18 protein-coding genes and 1 pseudogene are annotated in these 22,244 nt (G+C 69.2%); 16 read left to right on the top strand and 3 right to left on the bottom strand.

What is annotated here, in order from left to right; translation table 11 throughout:
* Window positions 1–151: 151 nt before the first annotated feature.
* Both AC067N_RS18575 and AC067N_RS18580 read right to left on the bottom strand, forming a co-directional pair.
* Window positions 152–2,422: pseudogene (locus AC067N_RS18575) on the bottom strand (family 43 glycosylhydrolase); the annotation flags it as partial.
* 244 nt (window positions 2,423–2,666) lie between these two features.
* Window positions 2,667–4,238 carry a sigma-70 family RNA polymerase sigma factor gene (locus AC067N_RS18580; protein ID WP_478679960.1) on the bottom strand — a complete coding sequence of 524 codons (1,572 nt, stop codon included), beginning with the start codon at window positions 4,236–4,238 and terminating at the stop codon, window positions 2,667–2,669.
* 814 nt (window positions 4,239–5,052) lie between these two features.
* Here AC067N_RS18580 and AC067N_RS18585 point away from each other — a divergent pair.
* From AC067N_RS18585 to AC067N_RS18605, 5 genes are all read left to right on the top strand, one after another.
* Window positions 5,053–6,483, top strand: coding sequence for a glycoside hydrolase family 43 protein (locus tag AC067N_RS18585; RefSeq protein WP_478679961.1), 1,431 nt, complete (start codon window positions 5,053–5,055; stop codon window positions 6,481–6,483).
* A 315-nt stretch (window positions 6,484–6,798) separates the two neighbouring features.
* Window positions 6,799–8,229, top strand: coding sequence for a glycoside hydrolase family 43 protein (locus AC067N_RS18590; protein WP_478679962.1), 1,431 nt, complete (start codon window positions 6,799–6,801; stop codon window positions 8,227–8,229).
* Between the two features lie 321 nt (window positions 8,230–8,550).
* Window positions 8,551–10,194 (top strand): amino acid adenylation domain-containing protein, encoded by a 1,644-nt coding sequence (locus AC067N_RS18595; RefSeq protein ID WP_478679963.1) that lies wholly within the window; start codon window positions 8,551–8,553, stop codon window positions 10,192–10,194.
* Complete coding sequence (locus tag AC067N_RS18600) at window positions 10,191–11,483, top strand: ferredoxin reductase domain-containing protein (protein ID WP_478679964.1); 1,293 nt, start codon at window positions 10,191–10,193, stop codon at window positions 11,481–11,483. Before AC067N_RS18595 ends, AC067N_RS18600 begins: the two co-directional genes overlap by 4 nt.
* 35 nt (window positions 11,484–11,518) lie before the next feature.
* Window positions 11,519–12,286 carry an enoyl-CoA hydratase-related protein gene (locus AC067N_RS18605; protein ID WP_478679965.1) on the top strand — a complete coding sequence of 256 codons (768 nt, stop codon included), beginning with the start codon at window positions 11,519–11,521 and terminating at the stop codon, window positions 12,284–12,286.
* Between the two features lie 136 nt (window positions 12,287–12,422).
* Here the strand turns inward: AC067N_RS18605 and AC067N_RS18610 are convergent, their stop codons facing one another.
* Entirely contained in the window at window positions 12,423–13,109 is a 687-nt protein-coding gene (locus AC067N_RS18610; protein ID WP_478679966.1) for a hypothetical protein, read from the bottom strand.
* A 324-nt stretch (window positions 13,110–13,433) separates the two neighbouring features.
* Here AC067N_RS18610 and AC067N_RS18615 point away from each other — a divergent pair, with 324 nt between their 5' ends.
* The 11 genes from AC067N_RS18615 (at window position 13,434) to AC067N_RS18665 (ending at window position 22,059) form a co-directional block, all read left to right on the top strand.
* Entirely contained in the window at window positions 13,434–14,747 is a 1,314-nt protein-coding gene (locus tag AC067N_RS18615; RefSeq protein WP_478679967.1) for an ABC transporter substrate-binding protein, read from the top strand.
* A 100-nt stretch (window positions 14,748–14,847) separates the two neighbouring features.
* Window positions 14,848–16,875 (top strand): branched-chain amino acid ABC transporter permease, encoded by a 2,028-nt coding sequence (locus AC067N_RS18620; RefSeq protein WP_478679968.1) that lies wholly within the window; start codon window positions 14,848–14,850, stop codon window positions 16,873–16,875.
* Window positions 16,872–17,684: an ABC transporter ATP-binding protein gene (locus tag AC067N_RS18625; protein WP_478679969.1), complete on the top strand. Its 813-nt coding sequence runs from the start codon at window positions 16,872–16,874 to the stop codon at window positions 17,682–17,684. The genes AC067N_RS18620 and AC067N_RS18625 overlap by 4 nt, the downstream gene beginning before the upstream one ends.
* Window positions 17,681–18,394, top strand: a complete 714-nt coding sequence (locus AC067N_RS18630) for an ABC transporter ATP-binding protein (protein ID WP_478679970.1) — start codon at window positions 17,681–17,683, stop codon at window positions 18,392–18,394. Before AC067N_RS18625 ends, AC067N_RS18630 begins: the two co-directional genes overlap by 4 nt.
* Window positions 18,395–18,533: 139 nt before the next feature.
* Entirely contained in the window at window positions 18,534–19,388 is an 855-nt protein-coding gene (locus AC067N_RS18635) for an alpha/beta fold hydrolase (protein WP_478679971.1), read from the top strand.
* 225 nt (window positions 19,389–19,613) lie between these two features.
* Complete coding sequence (locus tag AC067N_RS18640) at window positions 19,614–19,877, top strand: type II toxin-antitoxin system VapB family antitoxin (protein ID WP_478679972.1); 264 nt, start codon at window positions 19,614–19,616, stop codon at window positions 19,875–19,877.
* Window positions 19,874–20,287, top strand: a complete 414-nt coding sequence (locus AC067N_RS18645) for a PIN domain-containing protein (RefSeq protein WP_478679973.1) — start codon at window positions 19,874–19,876, stop codon at window positions 20,285–20,287. Before AC067N_RS18640 ends, AC067N_RS18645 begins: the two co-directional genes overlap by 4 nt.
* A 389-nt stretch (window positions 20,288–20,676) precedes the next feature.
* Entirely contained in the window at window positions 20,677–20,940 is a 264-nt protein-coding gene (locus tag AC067N_RS18650; protein ID WP_478679974.1) for a type II toxin-antitoxin system Phd/YefM family antitoxin, read from the top strand.
* Complete coding sequence (locus tag AC067N_RS18655) at window positions 20,937–21,191, top strand: Txe/YoeB family addiction module toxin (RefSeq protein WP_478679975.1); 255 nt, start codon at window positions 20,937–20,939, stop codon at window positions 21,189–21,191. Before AC067N_RS18650 ends, AC067N_RS18655 begins: the two co-directional genes overlap by 4 nt.
* 297 nt (window positions 21,192–21,488) lie before the next feature.
* A complete protein-coding gene (locus AC067N_RS18660) occupies window positions 21,489–21,860 on the top strand; it encodes a hypothetical protein (RefSeq protein ID WP_478679976.1) in 372 nt (123 codons plus the stop codon).
* On the top strand, window positions 21,850–22,059 hold the full coding sequence (locus tag AC067N_RS18665) for a hypothetical protein (RefSeq protein WP_478679977.1): 210 nt from the start codon (window positions 21,850–21,852) through the stop codon (window positions 22,057–22,059). Before AC067N_RS18660 ends, AC067N_RS18665 begins: the two co-directional genes overlap by 11 nt.
* Window positions 22,060–22,244: the final 185 nt, after the last annotated feature.

Genomic DNA, 22,244 nt, shown 5'->3' on the forward strand with positions numbered 1-22,244 from the left:
CTGGGAAACCAGCCTAAGCGACCGCTGCCGGGCGGATCTCCCTGGGCCCGGCACCGGGGGGCCATGCCCCCCGGGGAAGGCGCGGTCGGCCGCAACCTCGCAGCAGGTCGCGGCCGGCGCTCGTTGTGGCCCGGCCGTGCGGCGAACGCCGTCAGGCCCAGGGGCCGACCGCCGTGAAGGAACTGTCGGCGCGGAAGGTGGCGTTGTCCTGGAAGGGGTCGATGCGCAGCTCGTAGTTGTAGTGGCGGAGGTGGCGGCCGGGGTAGTTGTACGACTCCAGGCCGACCGAGCCGGTGACCGAGCCCTGCCGGGCGCAGTAGGTGGCGTCCTTGTTGAACAGCGTCGTGCCGTTGCTCGCGTCGAAGCGGATCCGGAGGTCCTTGTGGCGCAGGTAGCGGCCGGACGTGTCACGGAACGAGTAGCAACTGCCGTCGGCCAGGCCGGGGACGACGGTGAAGGTGGCGCTCTGCTTGACCGCCGTGGTGCTGGAGGACGACACCGGGTCGAGGTGGCCGAGGCCGTCCGGCCGCACGGCGGCGTAGCGGCCGGGGAAGTTGACGGACCTGAGCGAGCGGGTGGTGTTCACCGGCAGGGCGGTCCCGCCGGAGACCGGGTCGATGCCGCTCAGGGTGGGGACGACCTTCTTGATCAGGCCGTCGGCGTCGAACTCCATCCTGTCGATGGTGGTTTCGCGGTGGGTGCCGTCGCCGCCGGGGATGGCGAAGCGGTGGTAGGCGATGTACCAGTCGTCGGTGCCCGGCACCTGCACCACGGAGTGGTGGCCGGGGCCCTTGATGCCGAGCGAGAGGTCCTTCTCCAGGATCACACCCCGCTTGGTCCAGGGGCCGGTGGGCGAGGAGCCGGTGGCGTAGGCGACCCGGTAGTTCTCGTCCCGGGTGTCGTTCTCCGACCACATGAAGTAGTAGGTGCCCTTGCGCTTGATGACGAAGGAGCCCTCGCGGTAGCCACCGGGGGTGATGTCGGTGACCTTGGAGGCGTCGAAGGAGACCATGTCGTCGTTCAGGGGGACGACGTACGCCTGGCCGTTGGCCCAGTAGAGGTACGACCGACCGTCGTCGTCGGTGAAGACCGCCGGGTCGATCATCTGGCCCGCGTAGGCGCCGCGGGCGATCAGCGGCTTGCCCAGCGGGTCCTTGAACGGGCCGGTGGGCGAGTCGGAGACCGCGACACCGATGTTCCCGTCGGCGGAGAAGTAGAAGTAGTACTTCCCGTTCTTCGCGGTCATCGTCGGGGCCCAGGCCCGGCTGTTGGTCCAGCCGATGTCGGGACCGAGGTCGAGGATGACGCCGTGGTCCGTCCAGTGGACCAGGTCCTTGGACGAGTAGGCCTTGAACTGCGTACCGCTCCAGTTCGCGAAGCCGTCGGTGGTCGGGTAGATGTAGTAAGTGTCGCCGAAGCGGACGATGTTCGGGTCGGCGGTGAACCCCGGAAGGACCGGGCTCCTCATCTCCAGCGCCTCGACCGTCCAGGTGCGCTTGGCGCCGTCGGAGCCGGTCACCTCGTACGTCACCGGTCGGGTGAAGTCGCGCGGGGTACCGGAGGCCGGGCTGATGGACGCGCCCTGGACGAGGGTGAACTGCGGGGCGAGCGCGGTGAGGTCCGTGCCCTCCTTCATCGGCAGCGTGATCCTGCTGTCGGCGTCGTCGACGAGGGCGCCGATCTTCAGCGCGGGGTGGGTGGCCGTGGAGATGCCCGTGGTGTTCCCGCTCAGTTCGAGGACTTCGTCGGGCGCCAGCGCGCGGTCGTAGACCCGGAAGTCACGCATCCTGCCCTTGAAGAGCTTGTCACCGCTGTAGAGCGACCTGCCGATGTAGTTGGCCGTGGTGATGCCGGACCCGATGGAACCGGGGGTGACGGTGACCGACGTGTTGCGGGCCACCTCCACGCCGTCCTGGTAGAGGACGCCCGTGGTGCCGGTCTGGGTGTAGGTGACGTGCTTCCAGACGGAGCGCGGCAACGCACCGGAGGTCCTGGTGTTCTGCTCGGTGGAGAAGCTCCCGGACGCGATGGCGGTCCGGAACGAGTCGCCGGTGGTGAACAGGTACCCGTTGCCGGTTCCGTTGGCGGTGTTGCCGAAGCCGTAGAGGAAGTACGGCGTGGCCTGGGCGGAGTCGATCCGCACGTCCATCGAGACGGTGATCGAGTTCATGCCGCTCATGATGTTGTCCGGCACCTCGATGAAGGTGTCGGAGCCGTTGAACGTCAGCCCCTCCCCGGCACCCGACCAGCCCGCGGCGCCGTTGACGGTTCCGTCGCGGCCGTTGCCCGAGGCGTCCTCCGCCACGGTGCCCGAGGTGGCGTCGAGTTTGTACCAGAGGGCCAGACCGTCGGTGATCTCCGCCGCCTGGGCCGGGGCCGCCGGGCCGGTGACGCCGACCAGAAACGATACGGCGGCGGCCACGGCCGCCAGAGCGGCGGGCCGGAATCTCCGGCGTCCGTGAGGTCTCACGCTGTGCATGGGTTCACATCCCGTGATGAAGACATGCCTGAGGAGGGGGACCTCGAGACCTCGGCAGAGGTGCTGACGTGCCGCCCGTATGACATCGCGCTGCGTGAGTGTGAAGTGAACGGCGAGTCAGCGTCAACACTTTACGAACAATGTCCGATACGTCGAACAACTTTCTTCAGGGCAAGGCCGTTCAGGGTCAGGTCCAGGGCGCCTCGAGGACGAAGGAACGACTGGCCCGGTACGAGGCCGTGTTCTCCGAAGGGTCGAGCCACAGCTGGAGGTTGTCCCGGTGGCGGAGGTAACGGCCGGGGTAGTTGTACGACTCCAGGGAGACCGAACCGGCCGTGGAACCGGAACGGGCGCAGAAGGTGGCGTCCTTTTGGAAAAGGGCGGATCCGTCGTCGGTGTCCAGCCGCACACGGAAGGCGTAGTGCCGCAGATACCTGCCCGATGCATCCCTGAGTGAGTAGCAGCGGGGGTCGGCCAGGCCGGTGACGAAGGTGAAGGTGGCCGCCTGCCGGGTGGTCGCGGAGCTGTTGGCGCCGACCGGGCCCAGGACGCCCAGGAGGCCGGACTGACTCACGTAGTCGCCGGGGTTGTCGACCGACCGCAGGGCATGCGGCCCCGAGATCCGCGCTTCGGCCGTCGGGGCCCGGCTCGGCGTCGGCGAGGGTGTCGTGGTCGGTGTCGGTGTCCGGGAGGCGGACGTTTCCGAGGAGGACGGCGGTGACGAGGCGGCGGACGGCAACGGGGCCGCGACGGCGGGCCGCGGGGCCGGCTCGTGCGATCTGGCGGCGGTGTACCAGGCCGCTGCGGCGACCGCGAGGGTGACGGCGCCTGCGGCTGCCGTAGCCGCGGGTTTGGCGGCCAGCCTCCCGATCGTCCGCGCCGTACGGCTCGTACCGCTCGCCGTACGTGTGGCCGCGCCCGCGCTGACGGTCCCCCCGGCCGACTCCGCCCCCAGCGTCCTGGCGAGCACCAGGCCGGTCAGGCCGACGGGCACCGGCACCAGCGCCAGGCCGGCCAGCAGCCCCTCCGCCGGTATCAGGTCGGACGCGCTCACCAGGCACGTCGGACAGTCGCGGACGTGCCGTGCCAGTCGCTTGCGCCACAGCCCGGACGGCCGCCCGTCCCACGGGGCGAGTACGGCCGCCAGGTCCGGGCAGCGTGGTGAGGCCCCCATGGCTCGTACGACGGTACGCGCGGTCTCCAGCCGTTCCTTGACCCGCTGGATCCGGACCGCGGCATGCTGCGGTGTGAGGCCGCAGGCTGCCGAGAGCTCGCCGCGGGTCAGTTGACCGGCGCTCTCCATCCACCACAGCGAGAGCACCTCACGTTCCTCGTCCTCCAGCCAGCGGGTCGCCTCCACCGCCTCACGCCGCTGGCCCGACAGTGCGAGCCGAAGAATCGTCAGGTCGGAGAAGTCGGCCTGCGGGTCTGCTTCGTGGGCGTTGTCCTCCAGGGGTTCCGCGGTGAGCCAGGTGCGCTCTCTGCGCCACCGGTCACGGATCTGTCGCACGGTGATGGCGACGAGCCACGACCGGAAACGATCCGGTTGCTCCAGTCCGGGCAACCCGTCCAGGACCCGCACCATCGTCTCCTGGACCACGTCGTCGACGTCGCCGTGCCCGTCCAGGGCCCGCCCGACGATGTTGTAGACCAACGGCAGAAAGTCCCGTACCAACTGTTCCGAGGCATGCCGGTCCCCGGCCCGCGCCGCCATGACGACGGCGATGTCCGGCCGTTCCTGCCTGTTCTGGGAGCGCACCCCGCCCCACCGTCCCGTCGCCTTGCCGATGTGTCGAGGGCGACAGTGTGCCAGGAGCGATTCCCGGGGCTTCGTGCCGCTCCTCCGGTTCCGCCGCACGCCTTCGCCCGTCGCAGGTTTCCGTTATGGGCGACGCGCCGGTGCGTCTCCTGTAGTACGACCCCATCCGAGGACGGAGGACGGAGGGACGAAGAGACGGCGGGACGGCGGGACGGAGGGACGGAGGGACGGAGGGACGGAGGGACGGAGGGACGGAGGGACGGAGGGGCGGCGGGAGCAACGCTGTTTCGCTGTCTTCACTCCTCTTGACACCCGCTTTTACCCGGCTCTAACTTTTGGCCGAATTCACGAACGATGTCCGATATTCCGAACAAGCGGCGTTCGCCAGACCCGCCCAGCTCGCCCTCGCTTCCGCTCCGCGACGTGAAACAAGGATGTCTCTGTCATGAGCGCTGCTTCCGCCTCTGCCGGCATGGAACAGATCGTCCCCCGGCGTTTCTCCACAAGCGACGGCGCTCGCCGTTCTCGCCCACGGCGCGACGGCACCATGCGATGCGCCGATGACACCGGCATCACGTCGGCACCGCTGCCCCTTCGGCACGACCGGCAGTTCACGAGGGTCGCAACCGTCGGCAGTCACCGGTTCGGAGTCCGCCGCAGCGGCAAGTGCGTCCACGTCACCGGCGCCTCGACCGCGTGCCCGGCCCTGCTCGGACAACGCCACTGCGGCACAGCCACGGGCTTCCCGTGGTCTCTCGTCCGACACCCCGCTCCCACCCCGTCCCGGCACCTGTAACGAAGACAGGACACACACATGGCAAGGCTGCTCACCCGGCTCGCGGCGATATTCCTCGCCGTCGGTCTCTTCTTCACCTCCCAATCCCTGGCCGTACCTCAGCGGGCGGCCGCCGCCGACCCGGGCTACCTCATGCTGCACTTCACCGGGGAGGGGTCGAACGGTCAGCAGATGTACCTCTCGCACAGCGCGGACGGCCTGCACTGGAACGACCTCAACGGAGGAGCGCCGATCCTGCGGCCCACGATCGGCACCAAGGGGGTGCGTGACCCCGCACTGGTGAGATCCCCCGACGGCGGCAAGTACTGGATCATCGCGACCGACCTGTGCTGGGGCTGCGGGTCGACGGTGGACGGCTCCATCAACAACGGCAGCCGCAGCATCGTGGTGTGGGAGTCGACGGACCTGGTGACCTGGTCGGAGCCGTGGCTGTTGAACGTCGCCGGCGCGATCCCCGACGGACGCAACGCCTGGGCGCCCGAGGCGATCTGGGACCCCCAGACCAACGACTACGTCCTGTACTGGGCGACGAACGTGCCTCTCGACGGCAAGACCAAGCACCGCATCTTCTACGCCCGCACCAGCGACTTCCGCACCATCACCGCCCCGCAGATCTACATCGACCGCCCCGGCACCCAGGAACTCATCGACACCCAGATCGTCGAGGTCCCGGCCGGCGTCGGCGACTACCGCTACGTACGCGCCTCAGGTGACGGCCAGATCACCCTCGAAGGCAGCAACTCGATCCTCGGCACCTGGACCAACCTCGGCAACCTCTCCGGCATCGGCCTGACCGGCGCCCAGGTCGAGGGCCCGATGTGGATGAAGTTCCGCGACCGCAACGAGTGGACCCTGTACCTCGACCAGTACTCCTCCGGTCGCGGTTACATGCCGGTCACCTCGACCAACCCCTCCGCCCCCGGCACCTACCGGCTCCCGGCATCAGGCAGCTACAACATGGGCGTCAACAAGAAGCGGCACGGCTCGATCCTGAACCTCACCGCCGCCGAGGAAACCCGCGTCCTCGCCCGCTGGCCCAACACCCCCGCCAAGCGGCTCCAGTCGTTCAACTTCCAGGACCGCTACGTCCGGCACAGCAACTTCGACGTGCGCATCGACCAGAACATCACCGGCCCTGACGCCCAGTTCCGGATCCGGCCCGGCCTGGCCGGCACCGGCACCGTCTCCATCGAGTCGGTGAACAACCCCGGCTACTTCCTGCGCCACGCCAACTACGACTTCCAACTGGTGCGCAACGACGGCACCGCCCAGTTCGCCGCGGACGCCACCTTCCGCCAGGTCGCCGGCCTCGCCGACCCCACCTGGTCCTCCTTCCAGTCCTACAACCACCCCGACCGCTACATCCGCCACTACGCCTACCAACTCCGCCTCGACCCCATCACCACCGCGACAGGACGCGCCGACGCCACCTTCCGCGTGACGAACTGACACGCCACCGGCAGGGATGCCCGCGTCCCGCGGCACGGCATCGCCCCGGCGCAGTCCGAGTCGGTAGCGACGGCCAGGGTGAGCCCTCGCCCACGGCCGCCGCAGACCACCAGGCGGGGCTCTGCCGGTCTGGGCAGGTCTGGGCCGGTCTGGGCCGACGATCCGGGCCCAGCCCGGCCACAGCACCACAGCACCACAGCACCACAGCACCACAGCACCACAGCACCACAGCACCACAGCACCACAGCACCACAGCACCACAGCACCACAGCACCACAGCAAATCCATGCACCCGCAGAGGGACAGGAAACATACATGCGCATGCTTCTCTCGCGGCTGGCGGCGATACTGGTCGCCGCCTGCCTGCTCTTCACCTCCCAATCCCTGGCCGCACCCGAGCGGGCGGCCGCCGCCGACCCGGGCTACCTCATGCTGCACTTCACCGGGGAGGGGTCGAACGGTCAGCAGATGTACCTCTCGCACAGCGCGGACGGCCTGCACTGGAACGACCTCAACGGAGGAGCGCCGATCCTGCGGTCCACGATCGGCACCAAGGGGGTGCGTGACCCCGCACTGGTCAGATCCCCCGACGGCAGCAAGTACTGGATCATCGCGACCGACCTGTGCATCAGCTGCGGGCAGAACTGGGAGGCCGCCGTGTTCAACGGCAGCCGCAGCCTCGTCGTGTGGGAGTCGACGGACCTGATCAACTGGTCGGAGCCGTGGCTGCTGAACGTCGCAGCCACGATCCCCGACGGACGCAACGCCTGGGCGCCCGAGGCGATCTGGGACCCCCAGACCAACGACTACGTCCTGTACTGGGCGACGAACGTGCCCCTCAGCGGCAAGGCGAAGCACCGCATCTACTACGCCCGCACCAGCGACTTCCGCACCATCACCACCCCGCAGATCTACATCGACCGCCCCGGCACCCAGGAACTCATCGACACCCAGATCGTCGAGATGCCGGCCGGCGTCGGCGACTACCGCTACGTACGCGCCTCAGGTGACGGCCAGATCACCCTCGAAGGCAGCAACTCGATCCTCGGCACCTGGACCAACCTCGGCAACCTCTCCGGCATCGGCCTGACCGGCGCCCAGGTCGAGGGCCCGATGTGGATGAAGTTCCGCGACCGCAACGAGTGGGCGCTCTACCTCGACCAGTACTCCTCCGGTCGCGGTTACATGCCGGTCACCTCGACCAACCCCTCTGCCCCCGGCACCTACCGGCTCCCGGCATCAGGCAGCTACAACATGGGCGTCAACAAGAAGCGGCACGGCTCGATCCTGAACCTCACCGCCGCCGAGGAAACCCGCGTCCTCGCCCGCTGGTCCGACATCCCGGCCAAGCGGCTCCAGTCGTTCAACTTCCAGGACCGCTACGTCCGGCACAGCAACTTCGACGTGCGCATCGACCAGAACATCACCGGCCCTGACGCCCAGTTCCGGATCCGGCCCGGCCTGGCGGGTTCCGGCACCGTCTCGTTCGAGTCGGTGAACTACCGCGGATACTTCCTGCGGCACGCCAACAACGACTTCCAGCTCGTCCGCAACGACGGCACCGCCCAGTTCGCCGCGGACGCCACCTTCCGCCAGGTCGCCGGCCTCGCCGACCCCACCTGGTCCTCCTTCCAGTCCTACAACCACCCCGACCGCTACATCCGCCACTACGCCTACTACCTGAAGCTCGACCCGATCACCACCGCGACAGGACGCGCAGACGCCACCTTCCGCGTGACGAACTGACCCGACCTCGACAGGGATGCCGGCGCTCTCCTCGAGGCGCCGGCATCCCCGTCTGTGCGTGGCGTTGCACGCGCGGTATGTGAGGCTGCTGTCGCCTGCCTGTAACGGAAGCTGTCCATGTGCCGCCAGTCCAGCCATGTGACTTGTTTTGTCAGTGACGCAGACCACGTTGAACGTTGAAGATACTGGAGCCGCCACCGCATTCCGGTGTTGCCGCTCTGCACCTCCGCACGATGCTCGACATTTCCACATGATCGAGGCACGTCAGCGTTCAGTAGCCCGAGGCATCTTCTCCCCACACAGCCAGGAGGTCTGTGAAGCATGCCCCTGAGCCATCTGTCCCCCCGAGACAGGGTCCTGTTCCGGCAGTTCGGCCAAGGCCCTGAAGTCCTCGTCCCCGACCCCCTCGTCCACCAGGCCGTCGAACGGTGGGCCACCGCCGCACCGCACGCGGTCGCCGCCGAGCACCAGGGCACGACGATCACGTACGGCGAGCTGAACCGTCGTGCCGACCGGCTCGCGGCCAGACTCGTACGGGAGGGCGTACGGCCCGGCGATCACGTCGGCCTCTTCGTACGCCGCTCCATCCCGATGCTCGTCGGACTGCTCGGCACGCTGAAGGCCGGCGCCGCGTACGTCCCGCAGGACATCGGCCTCACCCCCGCCGCCCAGCTGCGGCACGTCATCCGCACCGCCGGGATCCGGGTCGTCCTCACTCAGTCGGAGCACACGCTGCGGGTGCCTCCGGCCGGCGCGGGACAGCGCCTGATCACGCTCGACGACGATCTCACCGGCCGCTCCACGGAAGGGCGGGTCCGTACGGAAGGGCGGGTCCGTCCGGAAGGGCCGGTCCGCCTCGAACGGCCCGTACGCCCCGACGACGGGTGCTACGTCCTGTTCACCTCCGGCACGACCGGCAAGCCCAACGGGGTGAAGGTCACCCACCGCAACGTCGCGAACATCCTCCTCACCGCCCCCGGTGACCTGGGCATCCGCTCCGGTGACCGGGTCGCCCAGCTCCTCAACATCGCCTTCGACATGGCCGCCTGGGAGATCCTCGGCTGCCTCGCCCACGGCGGCACACTCGTCGTCCGAGGCAAGGACGTCGCGGCTGCGGCCCGTACGGCGGACGTGCTGATCGCGACACCGACGGTACTGTCCGGGATCGACCCGGCGGACTGCCCCCGCGTGCGGACGGTGGCCGTCGCGGGCGAACCGTGCCCCCGCCCGCTCGCCGACGCCTGGGCCCGGCGGTCCGCCTTCCACAACTCCTGCGGGCCCACGGAGACGACGATCGTCAACACGATGCGCCGCCACCGCGTGGACGACGCACTGCTCACGATCGGCCGCCCCACCCCCAACAACACGGTGTACGTCCTCGACGAGCACCGGCGTGCGCTGCCCATCGGGGAGGTCGGCGAGATGTGGGCCGGCGGCGACTGCGTATCGGCGGGCTACCTGAACAACGAGGCCCTGAACGCAGAGCGGTACGCCCCCGACCCCTTCCTCGGCGGCGGACGCCGTATGTTCCGCACCCGCGACCTCGGCCGCTGGACACCGGACGGCGAACTGGAGCATCTGGGCCGTACCGACGACCAGGTCAAGGTCCGAGGTTTCCGCGTGGAACTCGACTCCGTCTCCTCGGTGCTGGAGTCGGTGGCGGGCTGCTCCCGCGCCGTCACACTCAAGCGGGACGCCCGCAGCCTGATCTCCTTCGTCTGCCCGGCCGACGTCGACCCGGAAACGGCCCGGCGCGCGGTGGCCGACGCACTGCCGTACTACTGCGTGCCGGCCACGGTCCTCCCGGTGGCCGCGCTGCCGGAGACGGACCGGGGCAAGGTCGACCGGGGCGCACTGCTGCGGCTGGCGGCGGAGCGGGAGGAGGCCGCGCGGGCGGCGACCGTCCCCGATGAGGGAGCACCCCTGCTGCCGGTGGCGGCGGTGCGAGAGGGGGCGGCCCGATGACGTCGTCCATCGAGACCACGTCGGCGGACACCGCACCCCCCGCGCCTCCCGCCGCTCTCGCCGAACTCCCCCCGCTCACGTCCGCGCCCCGTCGCCTCCTCAAGCACCCGCGCCTGATGCACTACAACCGCCTGGCGGCCCTGGTGATACTGGCCAACATCGGATTGGCGGTGGGTGGGATACCGGACGCCGAAACCATCGGCTACGCGGCCCTCGGGAACCTCGCGCTCGCCGTGGTCGTACGGCAGCAGTACGTCATCAACCTCTTCTTCCGGCTGGCGACCCGGGCTCCGACGAGCTGGCCGCTGAAGGCGCGGTGGACGCTCGGAAAGGTGTACCACTTCGGTGGACTGCACGTGGGCGGGGCACTGGCCGGGGCGGTGTGGTTCCTCGCCGGGACGGTCATGGCGACCACCGAGGGCGCCAACCTGCCGCTCATCACCGTGAGTTGGGTCCTCGTCGCCCTGCTCGTCGTCATCGTCGCCACCGCCCTGCCACCCTTCCGCTCCCGCTTCCACGACCACTTCGAGAAGATCCACCGCTTCGGCGGCTGGAGCGCCCTCGCACTGTTCTGGACGCATACGCTGCTGGGCGGGCAGGGGCCGGCCGCCCTCGGGGTGCTGGCCGTGGTCACCTTCAGTGTCGCCCTGCCCTGGCTGCGGCTGCGCAGGGTGGACGTACGGATCGAGAAGCCGTCCGCGCACGTCGTGCTGGCCCGTTTCGACCACGGCGTGACCCCTTTCGCGGGGTCCTCCACCGCCATCAGCCGCAGCCCGCTCACCGAGTGGCACTCCTTCGCCAACGTGCCCTCACCCGGCGAACCCGGCTTCCGGCTGACCATCTCCCGTGCGGGCGACTGGACGGGCTCGTTCATCGACGACCTGCCCTCGAAGGTCTGGGTCAAGGGCATCACCACGGCCGGGGTCGCCAATATCGAGACGCTGTTCAGCAAGGTGATCTATGTGGCCACCGGGAGCGGGATCGGCCCCTGTCTGCCGCATCTGCTGGCCGCCGAGGTGCCCTCACGGCTGGTGTGGGCGACGCGTGCCCCCCGCAGGACCTACGGGGACGACCTGGTCGACGAGATCCTCGCCGTCCAGCCGAACGCGCTGGTCTGGGACACCTCTCAGCACGGCAAACCGGACATGGTGCGGCTCGCCTACACCGCGTACCGCGACTTCGGGGCCGAAGCCGTCATCTGCATCTCCAACAAGAAGCTGACCTGGCAGGTCGTTCACGGTCTCGAACGGCGCGGGATCCCCGCGTACGGCGCGATCTGGGACTCGTAGCGGACCGTCAGGAGAGAGGGACAGAGGCAGAGTCGATGAACACCCTCAAGATCGAACGTCATGACCGCGTCGTCACGGTACGACTCCACAGGCCGCACGTACTGAACGCCCTCAGCAGCGAGCTGCTGGCCGAACTCCTGGACGCGCTCCGCCCGTTGGACCGCGATCCGGACGTCGGCTGCTTCGTGGTCACCGGTTCGGAGAAGGTCTTCGCGGCCGGCGCGGACATCAAGGAGATGGCCGGGAGGTCGGCCGTGGACATGGCCGCGGAGGACTACTTCGCGGGCTGGGAGGAGTTCGCCGGATTCCGCACGCCGAAGATCGCGGCCGTCAACGGCTATGCGCTGGGCGGCGGTTGCGAACTCGCGATGATGTGCGACCTGATCATCGCGGGCGAGTCGGCGGTCTTCGGCCAGCCGGAGATCAAGCTCGGTGTGATCCCCGGCATCGGCGGCACCCAGCGGCTCACCCGCCTGGTCGGCCGTGCCAAGGCCATGGACCTGATCCTCACCGGCCGCACGATGAACGCCCGCGAGGCGGAGGCCTCGGGCCTCGTCTCGCGGGTGGTCCCGGACGACCGTGTCCTCACCGAGGCCACGGAAGCCGCCGCGACCGTCGCCTCCTACGGCCGCCCGGCCGTCACGGCCGCCCGCGAGTCGGTCGACCGGGCCCTGGAGACCGGCCTGCGCGACGGACTCCTCTTCGAACGGCGCGTGTTCCACGCACTCTTCGCGACAGAGGACCAGCGGGAGGGCATGAGCGCGTTCACGGAGAAGCGGGCGCCCGTCTTCAAGGGCCGCTGACAGGGCGAGTCTCCCCGATGAGCAGGGCGGCGGACGGGCTCCCGATCCGCCGCCCTGGTTCCCGGTCAGCGCGCGATGACCGTCCGCCTCGGTGACGGCGATCAGAAGCTCATCGACGCTGGACGTACACACCCACCTACGCCGGTTCGGTGAACTGGTCGAACACCATCACCGCGGCCCGGGTGGCGAGGGACCAGCGGTCCCTCCCTTCCGGGTCCTCCAGGTTGGGATGTCCGGCGATCCAGCGCATGTGGAAGCCGTCGAGCAGGGCGGCGATGGTGGTGGCGAGGTGTTCGATCCTGTAGGGCGCGCGCATGCGCAGCCCGTAGGCGTCCAGGAGCGCCTGGTACGCCTCGCAGGCGACCTCGGTGAACGACTCGCCGTAGTGCCCCAGGGCGTCGCGGACGCGCGGGTTGGCGGCGCTGGCGTAGAAGCCGAGCAGCACGCGGTAGATCGGGTCCACACGGTGGTTCTCGTGATTGTCCGTCAGGACGTCGTTGAGAGCCTCCTGCCAGGTCTTGCCGGTGTCGACCGCCTCCTTGAAACGGCGGATGCTCTCCGGCAGCCCCGGGACCAGTTCGGCCTGCCGGCTGGTGAGGTGGAAGAGAAGATCCGCCTGGAAGTCGGCCTGGGCGGGCCAGATCTGGTAGATGGATCCGGTCGTGATCGCCGGTGCGGTGTCGTCGCCCAGCCTCTCCCGCATGATGCGGGTGGCTTCCTCGGTGACCCGCTTGACGCGGATATGGGCAAGGGCTGCGGAGACGGCCGCCTCGCTCGTGTCGGAGGCGCCGGCGCAGACGAGCTGGGTTGCCGCTTCCAGCATGAGGGCCCGGGTCTCTTCGGGTGAGCGCCGAGGGAGCCTGCGTCTCACGGCGTGCTCCGTCATGTCCTTCCCTCCCATTGCATGATCGTTAATTCGGTGTGAACCGGGGCGTTGACAGGGCGCCAGCGTACACCTAGATTCCCGATCCGTAAGAAAGTTACGAAACTCGAAAGCGCCGATCACCTGGTCTTTCGAAGTTCCTCGGGCTGGACCGAGGCACCGGTCACCCCGGTGCGCCCTCCTGCCCCTGCGCTGCCTTCCGCGCTCTCCCCGCATGCCGTGCCGGGCACCGCCCCGCCGTTTTCCGATCCTGGAGGATCCCGCATGCCCGCAACCTCACGCCCCCTCAGACTCGGCCTCGTCTCCGCCGCCCTGGCGCCCCTGCTGGGCGTCGCCGCATGCGGCGGATCGGGCACCGACGCACCCTCGTCGTCCGGCGCCACCGGGGGTGGCTCCTCGGCGACTTCGGACTCCCGCTCGGCGAGTGACGTCGTGACCGACTACCTCGGCTACGTCGGCGGAAAGGCGGGCAAGGCCGACGCCGGCCTCGCCCCGGTCACCCTGGGCTGGGTGAACGTCGAAGGCGGCCCCGGCGGCAACCCCGAAGCCACCCTCGGTGCCCGTGCCGCGGTGAAGTACGTCAACGACAGGCTGGGCGGCATCGGCGGGCACCCGCTGAAGCTGAACGTCTGCACGGTGGTGTCCGCCGAGGAGGAGGGGCAGAAGTGCGGCCAGCAACTGCTGGGCGACAAGGAGGTCTCCGCCATCGGCGTCGGCAATCTCTACCTCGGTGACGCCTCCTTCAACTCCGTGATCGCGGGCAAGAAGCCCGTGCTGGTCGCAGTGGCGACGGGCCCGACCCTGCCCACGGCGAAGAACACCTTCAGCACGTTCGGCGACCTGCCGCACATCTTCGGCACCTGGGGCACGTACGCCCGTGACGTGCTGAAGGCGAAGACCGCGGCGGTGATCCACACGAGCACGCCCGGCGACAAGATCGCCTCCGGGGCGGCGGTGAAGGGCCTGAAAGCCGCCGGTCTGAAGGTGAAGTCCGTCGGATTCGACGCGCAGTCGACCGATCTGATCGGCCCGGTCACCGCGGCCGGGGCGAACACCGCGGACGTCGTGGTCCCCATCTCCGTCGGTGGCGGATGCGTCGGAATCGCCAAGGCACTGAAGCAGCTCAACGTCACCAAGCCGGTGGTCTCCACGCCGCTGTGCATGTCCCCCGATGTCGCCCAGGGACTCGGAGGGGACCTGCCCGCCTGGACGTACGGCGTCGCCCAGACGCTGCCGATGGACACCTCGGCCGCCGACTCCAAGGCGTTCCTGAAGGCCTCGGCGCAGGCCGGGCTGGGCAAGGACGACCAGTCCAAGGTCTTCGCGCCGCTGGGCTGGAGCACGATCCTGACATACGCGAAGGTGCTCAACGCCATCGGCCCGGACAAGATCACCCCCGCGTCCGTGACCGAGCAGCTCAAGAAGTTCCCCGGGCCGGTCATCATGGGCGCCGCAGAGGTCAAGTGCGGCAAGTACCCGGACGCCCCCGCCGTCTGCAACGACCAGGCGAGGTTCTACCAGTACGAGGGCAAGGGCCGGTTCAAGCCCCTGACCGACTGGATCCGCCCGCCCCAGTGAGCCCCGCCCGCCCCGCCGCCGCTGAGGTTGCGGCCCTCGCAGGACGCAGCCTCGGCAGCGCGGACCCGCGGACCCGCGGACTCATGACAGGAGTCATGAATTGGAACAGATCCTGCTCTTCGCCGTCCTCGGCCTCGGCCAGGGGGCACTGATCGCCGGCATCGCGCTCGGCGTGGTGGTCACCTACCGGGGCTCGGGCATCATCAACCTGTCCACCGGCGCGGTCGCCATGGCTTCGGCCTATGCCTTCTGGGCCCTGACCACCGGCTTCTTCGGGTTCACCCTGCCGGTGGGACCCGCTCTCGCCGGGGCGCTCGCCGTCGCGCTGGCCGTCGGCGTCCTGACCGAGGTGGCGGTCTTCAAGCCGCTGCGCACCGTCTCGCCCCTGGCCAAACTCGCGGCCTCCCTCGGCATCCTGCTCACCCTGCAGGCCACCGTGCTCCTGGTCTTCGGGGTGCAGCCGCAGCAGGCACCGAGCATCCTTCCGGCCGGCACCGTCACCACGCTGGGCATCACCACACCCTCCGACCGCTTCGTCCTGGCCGGACTGGTCGTCGTGATCGCCCTGGCCCTCGGGGCCCTCTACCGGTGGAGCCGCTTCGGCCTGGCCACCCGCGCTGCCTCGGAGAACGAACAGGCCGCTCTGCTGGCAGGCCTGTCACCCAACAGCGTCTCGATGGCCAACACACTCCTGGCCGCCCTGGTCGCCGGGCTCCTCGGTGTCCTGGCCGCGCCCATCGTCCAGGTCGACTCCATGACGCTCCCCCTGCAGGTGGTCCCGGCCCTGGCCGCCGCCCTCTTCGCCGGGTTCACCTCGCTGTGGATCGCCTGCACCGCGGGCATCCTCATCGGAGTGCTCCAGTCGATCGTGTACTACCTGTCCACGCAGAGCTGGTTCCCGACCGACAACGGCAACGCCATGCCCGGCCTCCAGCAGCTCCTCGTCTTCGCCCTGATGGTCGTCGCCCTGTACGTGCGGGGTGCCGGTCTGCCGCGCCGCGGTGAACTCGTCGAACAGCGACTGCCCGCGGTGCCGCTGCCCGAGCGGCTGCTACGTCCCGCCCTGATGGCCACCGCGGTCGCCGCCGCGGCACTGATAGTGCTCCCGTTCGACTTCCGCCAGGCACTCACGAACTCGTTGATCGGCATGGTCATCGTCCTGTCCTACGTCGTCATCACCGGCTACGTCGGACAGATCTCCGTGATGCAGCTCGCGCTCTCCGGAACGGCGGGCTTCGTCCTCTCCCACCTCTCGGTCCGATGGGGGATCCCGTTCCCGTTCTCCGCCCTCGGCGCGATGGTGGTGGCCACCCTGCTCGGAGTGGCCGCGGGCGTCTCCGCCCTGCGGGTGCGGGGCGTGAGCCTGGCCGTCGTCACCCTGGCCGCGGCCCTGGCCATGGAACAGGCACTGTTCAACAACACCTCTTTCGGCGGAACGGCCGGAGTGTCCGTACCCCCGCCGCGCCTGTTCGGGATCGACCTCGGCCCGAAAGCGGACTTCCGCGGCCTGGACGGCAACGAGCCCAGCCCCATGTTCGGCTTCCTCGTCCTGGCCGTCACCGTCGCCCTCGGACTGTACGTCGCCCATCTCAGGCGCACCGGACTCGGCCGGCGGATGCTCGCCGTCCGCTCCAACGAGCGCGCCGCCGCGGCAGCCGGTGTCGACGTACGGGCCGTGAAGATCGCCGCGTTCACGATCAGTTCCTTCATCGCCAGCGCCGCCGGCACCCTCTACGGCTACAACTTCGGCTCGGTCAGCGCCGCCCGGTTCACCGCGCTGGCCGCCCTCGGCCTGATCGGCTTCGCCTACATCGGCGGCATCACCATGGTGTCCGGAGCCGTGGTCGCGGGGCTGATGTCCACCGAGGCGCTGCTGCCCCACGCGCTGGACAAGTGGTTCGGGATCAAGGGGACGTGGGCCCTGCTCTTCGGCGGCGTCTCCCTGATCGTGACGCTGATCGCCAACCCCGACGGCATCGCGGGCGCCGCCCACCGCCGGAGGACGGCGAAGAGGGCGAGACGCGCGGCGGCCACGACCGGACCACCGGCCGACAACGCATCCGCCGTCGGCTCCCCGGAGATCCACCTCGGCCGCACCAGTGCCGACGCCCAGGAGGTCGCACCGTGAACGTTCTCTCCGTCCGGCAGTTGGGCGTCAGCTACGGCGGCGTCCACGCGCTCAGCGATGTCTCCCTGGAGGTCGGCGAGGGCCAACTCGTGGGGCTCATCGGCCCCAACGGGGCCGGCAAGACCACCTTCGTGGACGCGGTCACCGGCCTCGTCACCGCCCGGGGAACGGTGGAACTGGACGGCAAGGACCTGACCGGACGGCCGCCCCATGTACGGGCCCGCCGAGGACTCGCCCGCACCTTCCAGAGCAGCGAACTCTTCGAAGACCTCACGGTCGCGGAGAACCTCCAGGTCACGGGGGACCCTTCGACGTGGTGGACCACGCTCGGCGAGACCTTCGGCCGCCGCCCGTCCCCGAACCCCGCTGTCCCGGAGGCCCTCGCGGCCCTGGGACTGGAGGACCTGGCCGACGCCTCGGCACACGAACTGTCCCAGGGCAGACGCAAACTCGTCGGTGTGGCACGGGCCTTGGCAGCCCGCCCCCGCATCATCTGTCTCGACGAACCCGCGGCAGGCCTGGACACGACGGAGAGCGCCGAACTCGGACGCAGACTGCGCGCGGTCGCCGAGGCCGGCACCGCGCTGCTCCTCATCGACCACGACATGAGCCTCGTGATGGGCATCTGCGACCACGTCGTCGTCCTGGAGTTCGGCAAGGTGATCGCCTCCGGGACACCGGCACAGGTCCGAACCGACCCCGCCGTCGTCACCGCCTACCTCGGGGCATCCACCGTCCAGCCCGCCGCCGCGTCCGGCACTTCGACCGCCGGCTCCACCAAGGCCCTCACCGCACCGGAGACATCATGAGTACCCCCGTCCTGGAGGTGGCCGGCCTCACTGCCGGATACGACGGAGCCCCTGTCATCCGCGGGATCGACCTCGAAGTGGGCGCGGGAGAGGTCGTCGCCCTCCTCGGGGCCAACGGAGCGGGGAAGACCACCACGCTCAAGGCCGTCTCCGCGCTGCTGCGCCCCCTTGCCGGCACGATCACCTTCAACGGGACGGACCTCGGCAGGATCCCGGCAGCGACCCGCGCCCGCCTCGGCATCGCCCACGTTCCGGAAGGACGAGGCATCTTCTCCGGCCTCACGGTGGCGGAACACCTGCGCCTCGGTCACCGGGGCGAGCGCCTCGACCAGGCGGCCGCCCAACGCTACTTCCCCGCCCTGTCCCGCCTCCAGGACCGCAAGGCAGGACTGCTCTCCGGCGGTGAGCAACAGATGCTCGCCATGGGACGGGCCCTGGCCCGCAGCCCCAAGCTCCTCCTGCTCGACGAGCTCAGCCTCGGCCTGGCACCCATCATCGTCGAGGAGTTGCTGCCCATAGTCAGGCGCTATGCCGACGACACCGGCTGCGGGGTGCTGCTCGTCGAACAGCACGTCGGCCTCGCCCTCGACATAGCCGACCGCGGCTACGTCCTCTCCCACGGCGAGATCACCGCGCACGCCGCGGCCCGGGAACTCCGGGCCGACCAGTCCCGGATCATCGCCGGCTACCTCGGCGAGCAGCACGTCTGACCCGGCCGGGCGGCCGCAACCGTCGTACACGCCAACCACCGTGAGTCTGACCCCCTCGGCCGGCCCACCCCGTCCAACTCGGCCCGTCCATCCCGGCCGGACGCTCAGGGCTGCCCGCGTACCCAAGACAAGGAACCCGATGTTCACCTTCGAAAGCGAAGACGGCGTCCAGATCCACGTGCACGAATGGAGGCCGGAGACGCCCCCGCGAGCCGTCGTCCAGATCGCCCACGGCATGGGAGAGCACGCCGGCCGTTATGCCCCACTCGCGGCAGCACTGACCGCTGAGGGCTACGCGGTTTATGCCAACGATCACCGCGGACACGGGCTGAGCAGGCACGCCGAGCCCGGTCATCTCGGGGACGACGGCTGGAACCGACTCGTCAGTGACATGGTCACCCTGTCCGAGACCATCCGCGAGCAGCACCCCGGCCTGCCCCTGGTGCTGCTCGGACACAGCCTCGGTTCCTTCGCCTCGCAGCAGTACGTCCTGGACCACGCCCATCTGATCGACGCACTCGCCCTCGCCGGTACCACTGCGGTCGACGTCATGCTCGCGGCACAGGCGCAGCAGGCCGCGGAGGGAGGAGACCCGTTGCTCGCGCTCAACGAGGCGTTCCAGCCCAGCCGCACGCCGTTCGACTGGCTCAGCCGGGACGAGGCGGCCGTCGACGCCTACCTCGCCGACCCCATGTGCGGCTTCAGCCTCGACGCCCAGGGCATGGCCGACATCACCGTCGCCTCGGCCTCACTTGCGCGGCCCAAGGGCATCCCGGCGGATCTGCCCGTCTGCGTCCTGGTCGGGGATCACGACCCGCTGAACGCCGATCTCTCACTCAGCGACCTGCTTGTCGAACGCTACGGCGAGGCCGGCCTCATCGACGTGACCTGTCTCAGTTATCCCGAAGCCCGCCACGAGCTGTTCCACGAGACCAACAAACAGGAGATCGTCAGCGACCTGCTGGCCTGGCTGAACCGCGTCCTCGCCCGCTGATCCCGGCGCTGGAGACAGTGTCCGGCTGAGCCGGCGGGCAGGGGGCTCACAGTCGCGGGCCAGACGTCGGCGGACGGTGCTCCTTCCCAGGCTGGTCGCGGGGCCTTGGCCTCTCACGCGCCCTCTCCCCGGCACATCCACGACACATCCACGACAGCAGCAATATACAAAGGATCTTGTATATCGATATACTCTCCTTGATACATCTCGGCGGAGGAGGTCATCATGAGCCGGACGGTCATCGATCTCGACGACGAAGCACTGGAGGAAGCGGCCAAGGAACTCGGCACCACCACCAAGCGCGACACCATCAACACCGCGCTGCGAGAGGTCACGGCCCGCTACCGGCGTCTGCGCGCGCTCGAAGAAGCCCGTGAACTGGCGGCCGACGGCGCTCTCGACATGAATCTGCTGCTGGACAAGCGCGCGTACCGCCACATGAGCACGGGCTCGGCAACCGACGACCGCCGCACCGGAGCGGACGAGTGACCGTCGCCGACTACCTCATCGACACCTCCGCCCTCGCCCGCGTCCTGCTCCGCCAGAACACGGCCGAATGGGACGACAGGATCGGCGCCGGCCTTGTCGCGATCTGCGACCTCACCGAACTGGAAGTCCTCTACTCGGCCCGTTCGACCACAGACCGCGCCCGCTTGAAGGCAGCACTCGACGCCCACTACACATGGTGCCCCATGCCGGACGGCGTCTACCGCCGCTCCCGCACCGTCCAGGAGCAACTGACCGCCAAGGGGGAGCACCGCAGCGCAGGCCCCGTCGATCTTCTGGTGGCCGCCGCCGCGGAAGAAGCGGGACTCACCCTGCTCCACTGCGACCGCGACTTCGAGACCATCGCCCGTACGACAGGGCAGCCGGTCCGCACGATCGACCTCAGGCAGTAGAGCCCGTCCGCTCGCACGGACGGGGACCGAGCCGCTCGTCGGCCACGCGCCTGGTGACGGTGGTGACCGAGCCCTCCTCCACCTCCACACCGCTCACCGCATCCAGGCACCCGGTACCCCAGCCCTCGCTCGAAGGACCGAGTCCCGGCCAGCGCCCTCGCAGTGTCCTCGCCGAACCCCACCACTTTCGGTGCCACACCGGTATCCAACCGCGGAAGGCGGGTCGGGGAGTCCCGAAGATCTCAGCCATCCCCCTATCGGGAGCCGAAACGATGCTCTCGGTGCCCTTTCCCGAGCTGACGCACGTCGGGCTCGACAGGGGCTGGCCTTGTGGACACGATCAAGACTCGTACTATATCTTGTACAAGTCGAGAAGGGAGGCACCAAGCATGTCCATCACCGCCAGCGAGGCGCGCCAGAACCTGTTCCCGCTGATCGAGCAGGTCAACGAGGACCACGCTCCGGTTCACATCACTTCCCGCAAGGGGAACGCCGTCCTCATGTCCGAAGAGGACTTCAGTTCGTGGACCGAGACAGTGCACCTCCTGCGCTCTCCCAAGAATGCCCGTCGCCTACTCGACTCCATCGCCGAGGCGGAGGCCGGCAAGGCCCAGCGTCGCAAGCTGATGGACCCCGATGCGGAGCGTGCGTGAAGATCTCGTTCACGACCCACGCCTGGGAGGACTACACCTACTGGGCCGAGAACGACCGCAAGACGGTCAAGCGCATCAACAAGCTGATCGACGACACCATGCGCGACCCCTTCAAGGGAATCGGCAAGCCGGAGCCCCTGAAGGGTGACCTGTCGGGCTACTGGTCCCGGAGAATCGACGACACGCACCGACTCGTGTACAAGCCGACCGACGACGAGTTGACTATCGTTCAGGCCCGCTATCACTACTGACACAGCCCGAAGATCCGGTACGGAAGCACACACGACGCGCACCCGTGGCGCACGCCGCAATTCGAGCTGCCCACCGTCGATGCGAGTTCGGCCCGCGAACCCGCACGCCGAGGCGAACCACCCTTGTGCACAGCTGAGCGACGGCCCCGCAGCCCGCCCGGTTCACGCGCAGGTCAGGGCCACCGGCGTGCAGTGCGGCCAACAGGGTCGTACCTGCTCGGGTCGATTTCGGGCGTCACACCGGCACCAGCGCCGTCGCCGGGCGCGTCGGCCGCGCCACACCTGAAGGACCCCCGGATGCGGCCGAAGGCGGTCGTCTTCGACGAGTGCCACGAGCTGTTCATGCACAAGGAGTACGGCAAAGAGGTTGCCGAGCCGGCCATCAAGGTGATCAAGAAGGCCCGCAAGACCGCCATCACACTGGTGTGGGTCACCGTGTCCCCGACCGCCGACAGCCTGCCGCGCGACGTCACCCGCAACACCTCCCACCGGGTCGCGCTCGCGGTTGGGGAACACGTCGCCAACGACGGGCTCCTCGGCTCCGGCCGACCCAAGGCCGGCATCACCGCGACCACGCTCATCCCCAGCGAGGACGTCGGCACCGCCGTGACCGTCGGGTTCAGCGGGCAAGCCGTTCGAGGTGGTCCGCGCCCACTACGTGGCCCGTGACCCCGACAGGGGCATCGACGAGGTCACACCGGTCGTCGAGCGCGCCATGGCCCTGTACGAGGGCGCCGCAGCCCCGGAGACGCCCGCCTACGCGCCGGCCGACCACCTCGCCGACATCCTGACCATCCTCGGCCACGAGCCGAAGCTCCGCACCCATGACGACCTCCACCGGCTCCGCGAGCACAACCCCTGCGAGTAGGACGGCTGGTCGTTCCGCGACCTCAAGTGCGTCCTGGACGACTGCGGGCACGAGTACAAGACCAGCGGCGTCATGCACGTCAGCCGACAGCGCGTCGCCGAAGCCATCGCCGACCGCGCACCCAACACCCCTGAGGACGACTCCGACGAGCAGGAAGGCGCCCGGAACCCGGGGAGTTCTCCCTG

The organism is Streptomyces sp. NPDC042364, from assembly GCF_056437585.1.

Bases quoted from the DNA above. Each gene is read 5' to 3' on its own strand.
- AC067N_RS18615 (WP_478679967.1), top strand. From the start codon at position 13,434: ATGCCCGCAACCTCACGCCCCCTCAGACTCGGCCTCGTCTCCGCCGCC.
- AC067N_RS18635 (WP_478679971.1), top strand. From the start codon at position 18,534: ATGTTCACCTTCGAAAGCGAAGACGGCGTCCAGATCCACGTGCACGAA.
- AC067N_RS18585 (WP_478679961.1), top strand. From the start codon at position 5,053: ATGGCAAGGCTGCTCACCCGGCTCGCGGCGATATTCCTCGCCGTCGGT.
- AC067N_RS18600 (WP_478679964.1), top strand. From the start codon at position 10,191: ATGACGTCGTCCATCGAGACCACGTCGGCGGACACCGCACCCCCCGCG.
- AC067N_RS18660 (WP_478679976.1), top strand. From the start codon at position 21,489: ATGCGGCCGAAGGCGGTCGTCTTCGACGAGTGCCACGAGCTGTTCATG.
- AC067N_RS18590 (WP_478679962.1), top strand. From the start codon at position 6,799: ATGCGCATGCTTCTCTCGCGGCTGGCGGCGATACTGGTCGCCGCCTGC.
- AC067N_RS18605 (WP_478679965.1), top strand. From the start codon at position 11,519: ATGAACACCCTCAAGATCGAACGTCATGACCGCGTCGTCACGGTACGA.
- AC067N_RS18640 (WP_478679972.1), top strand. From the start codon at position 19,614: ATGAGCCGGACGGTCATCGATCTCGACGACGAAGCACTGGAGGAAGCG.
- AC067N_RS18595 (WP_478679963.1), top strand. From the start codon at position 8,551: ATGCCCCTGAGCCATCTGTCCCCCCGAGACAGGGTCCTGTTCCGGCAG.
- AC067N_RS18610 (WP_478679966.1), bottom strand. From the start codon at position 13,109: ATGCTGGAAGCGGCAACCCAGCTCGTCTGCGCCGGCGCCTCCGACACG.
- AC067N_RS18630 (WP_478679970.1), top strand. From the start codon at position 17,681: ATGAGTACCCCCGTCCTGGAGGTGGCCGGCCTCACTGCCGGATACGAC.
- AC067N_RS18650 (WP_478679974.1), top strand. From the start codon at position 20,677: ATGTCCATCACCGCCAGCGAGGCGCGCCAGAACCTGTTCCCGCTGATC.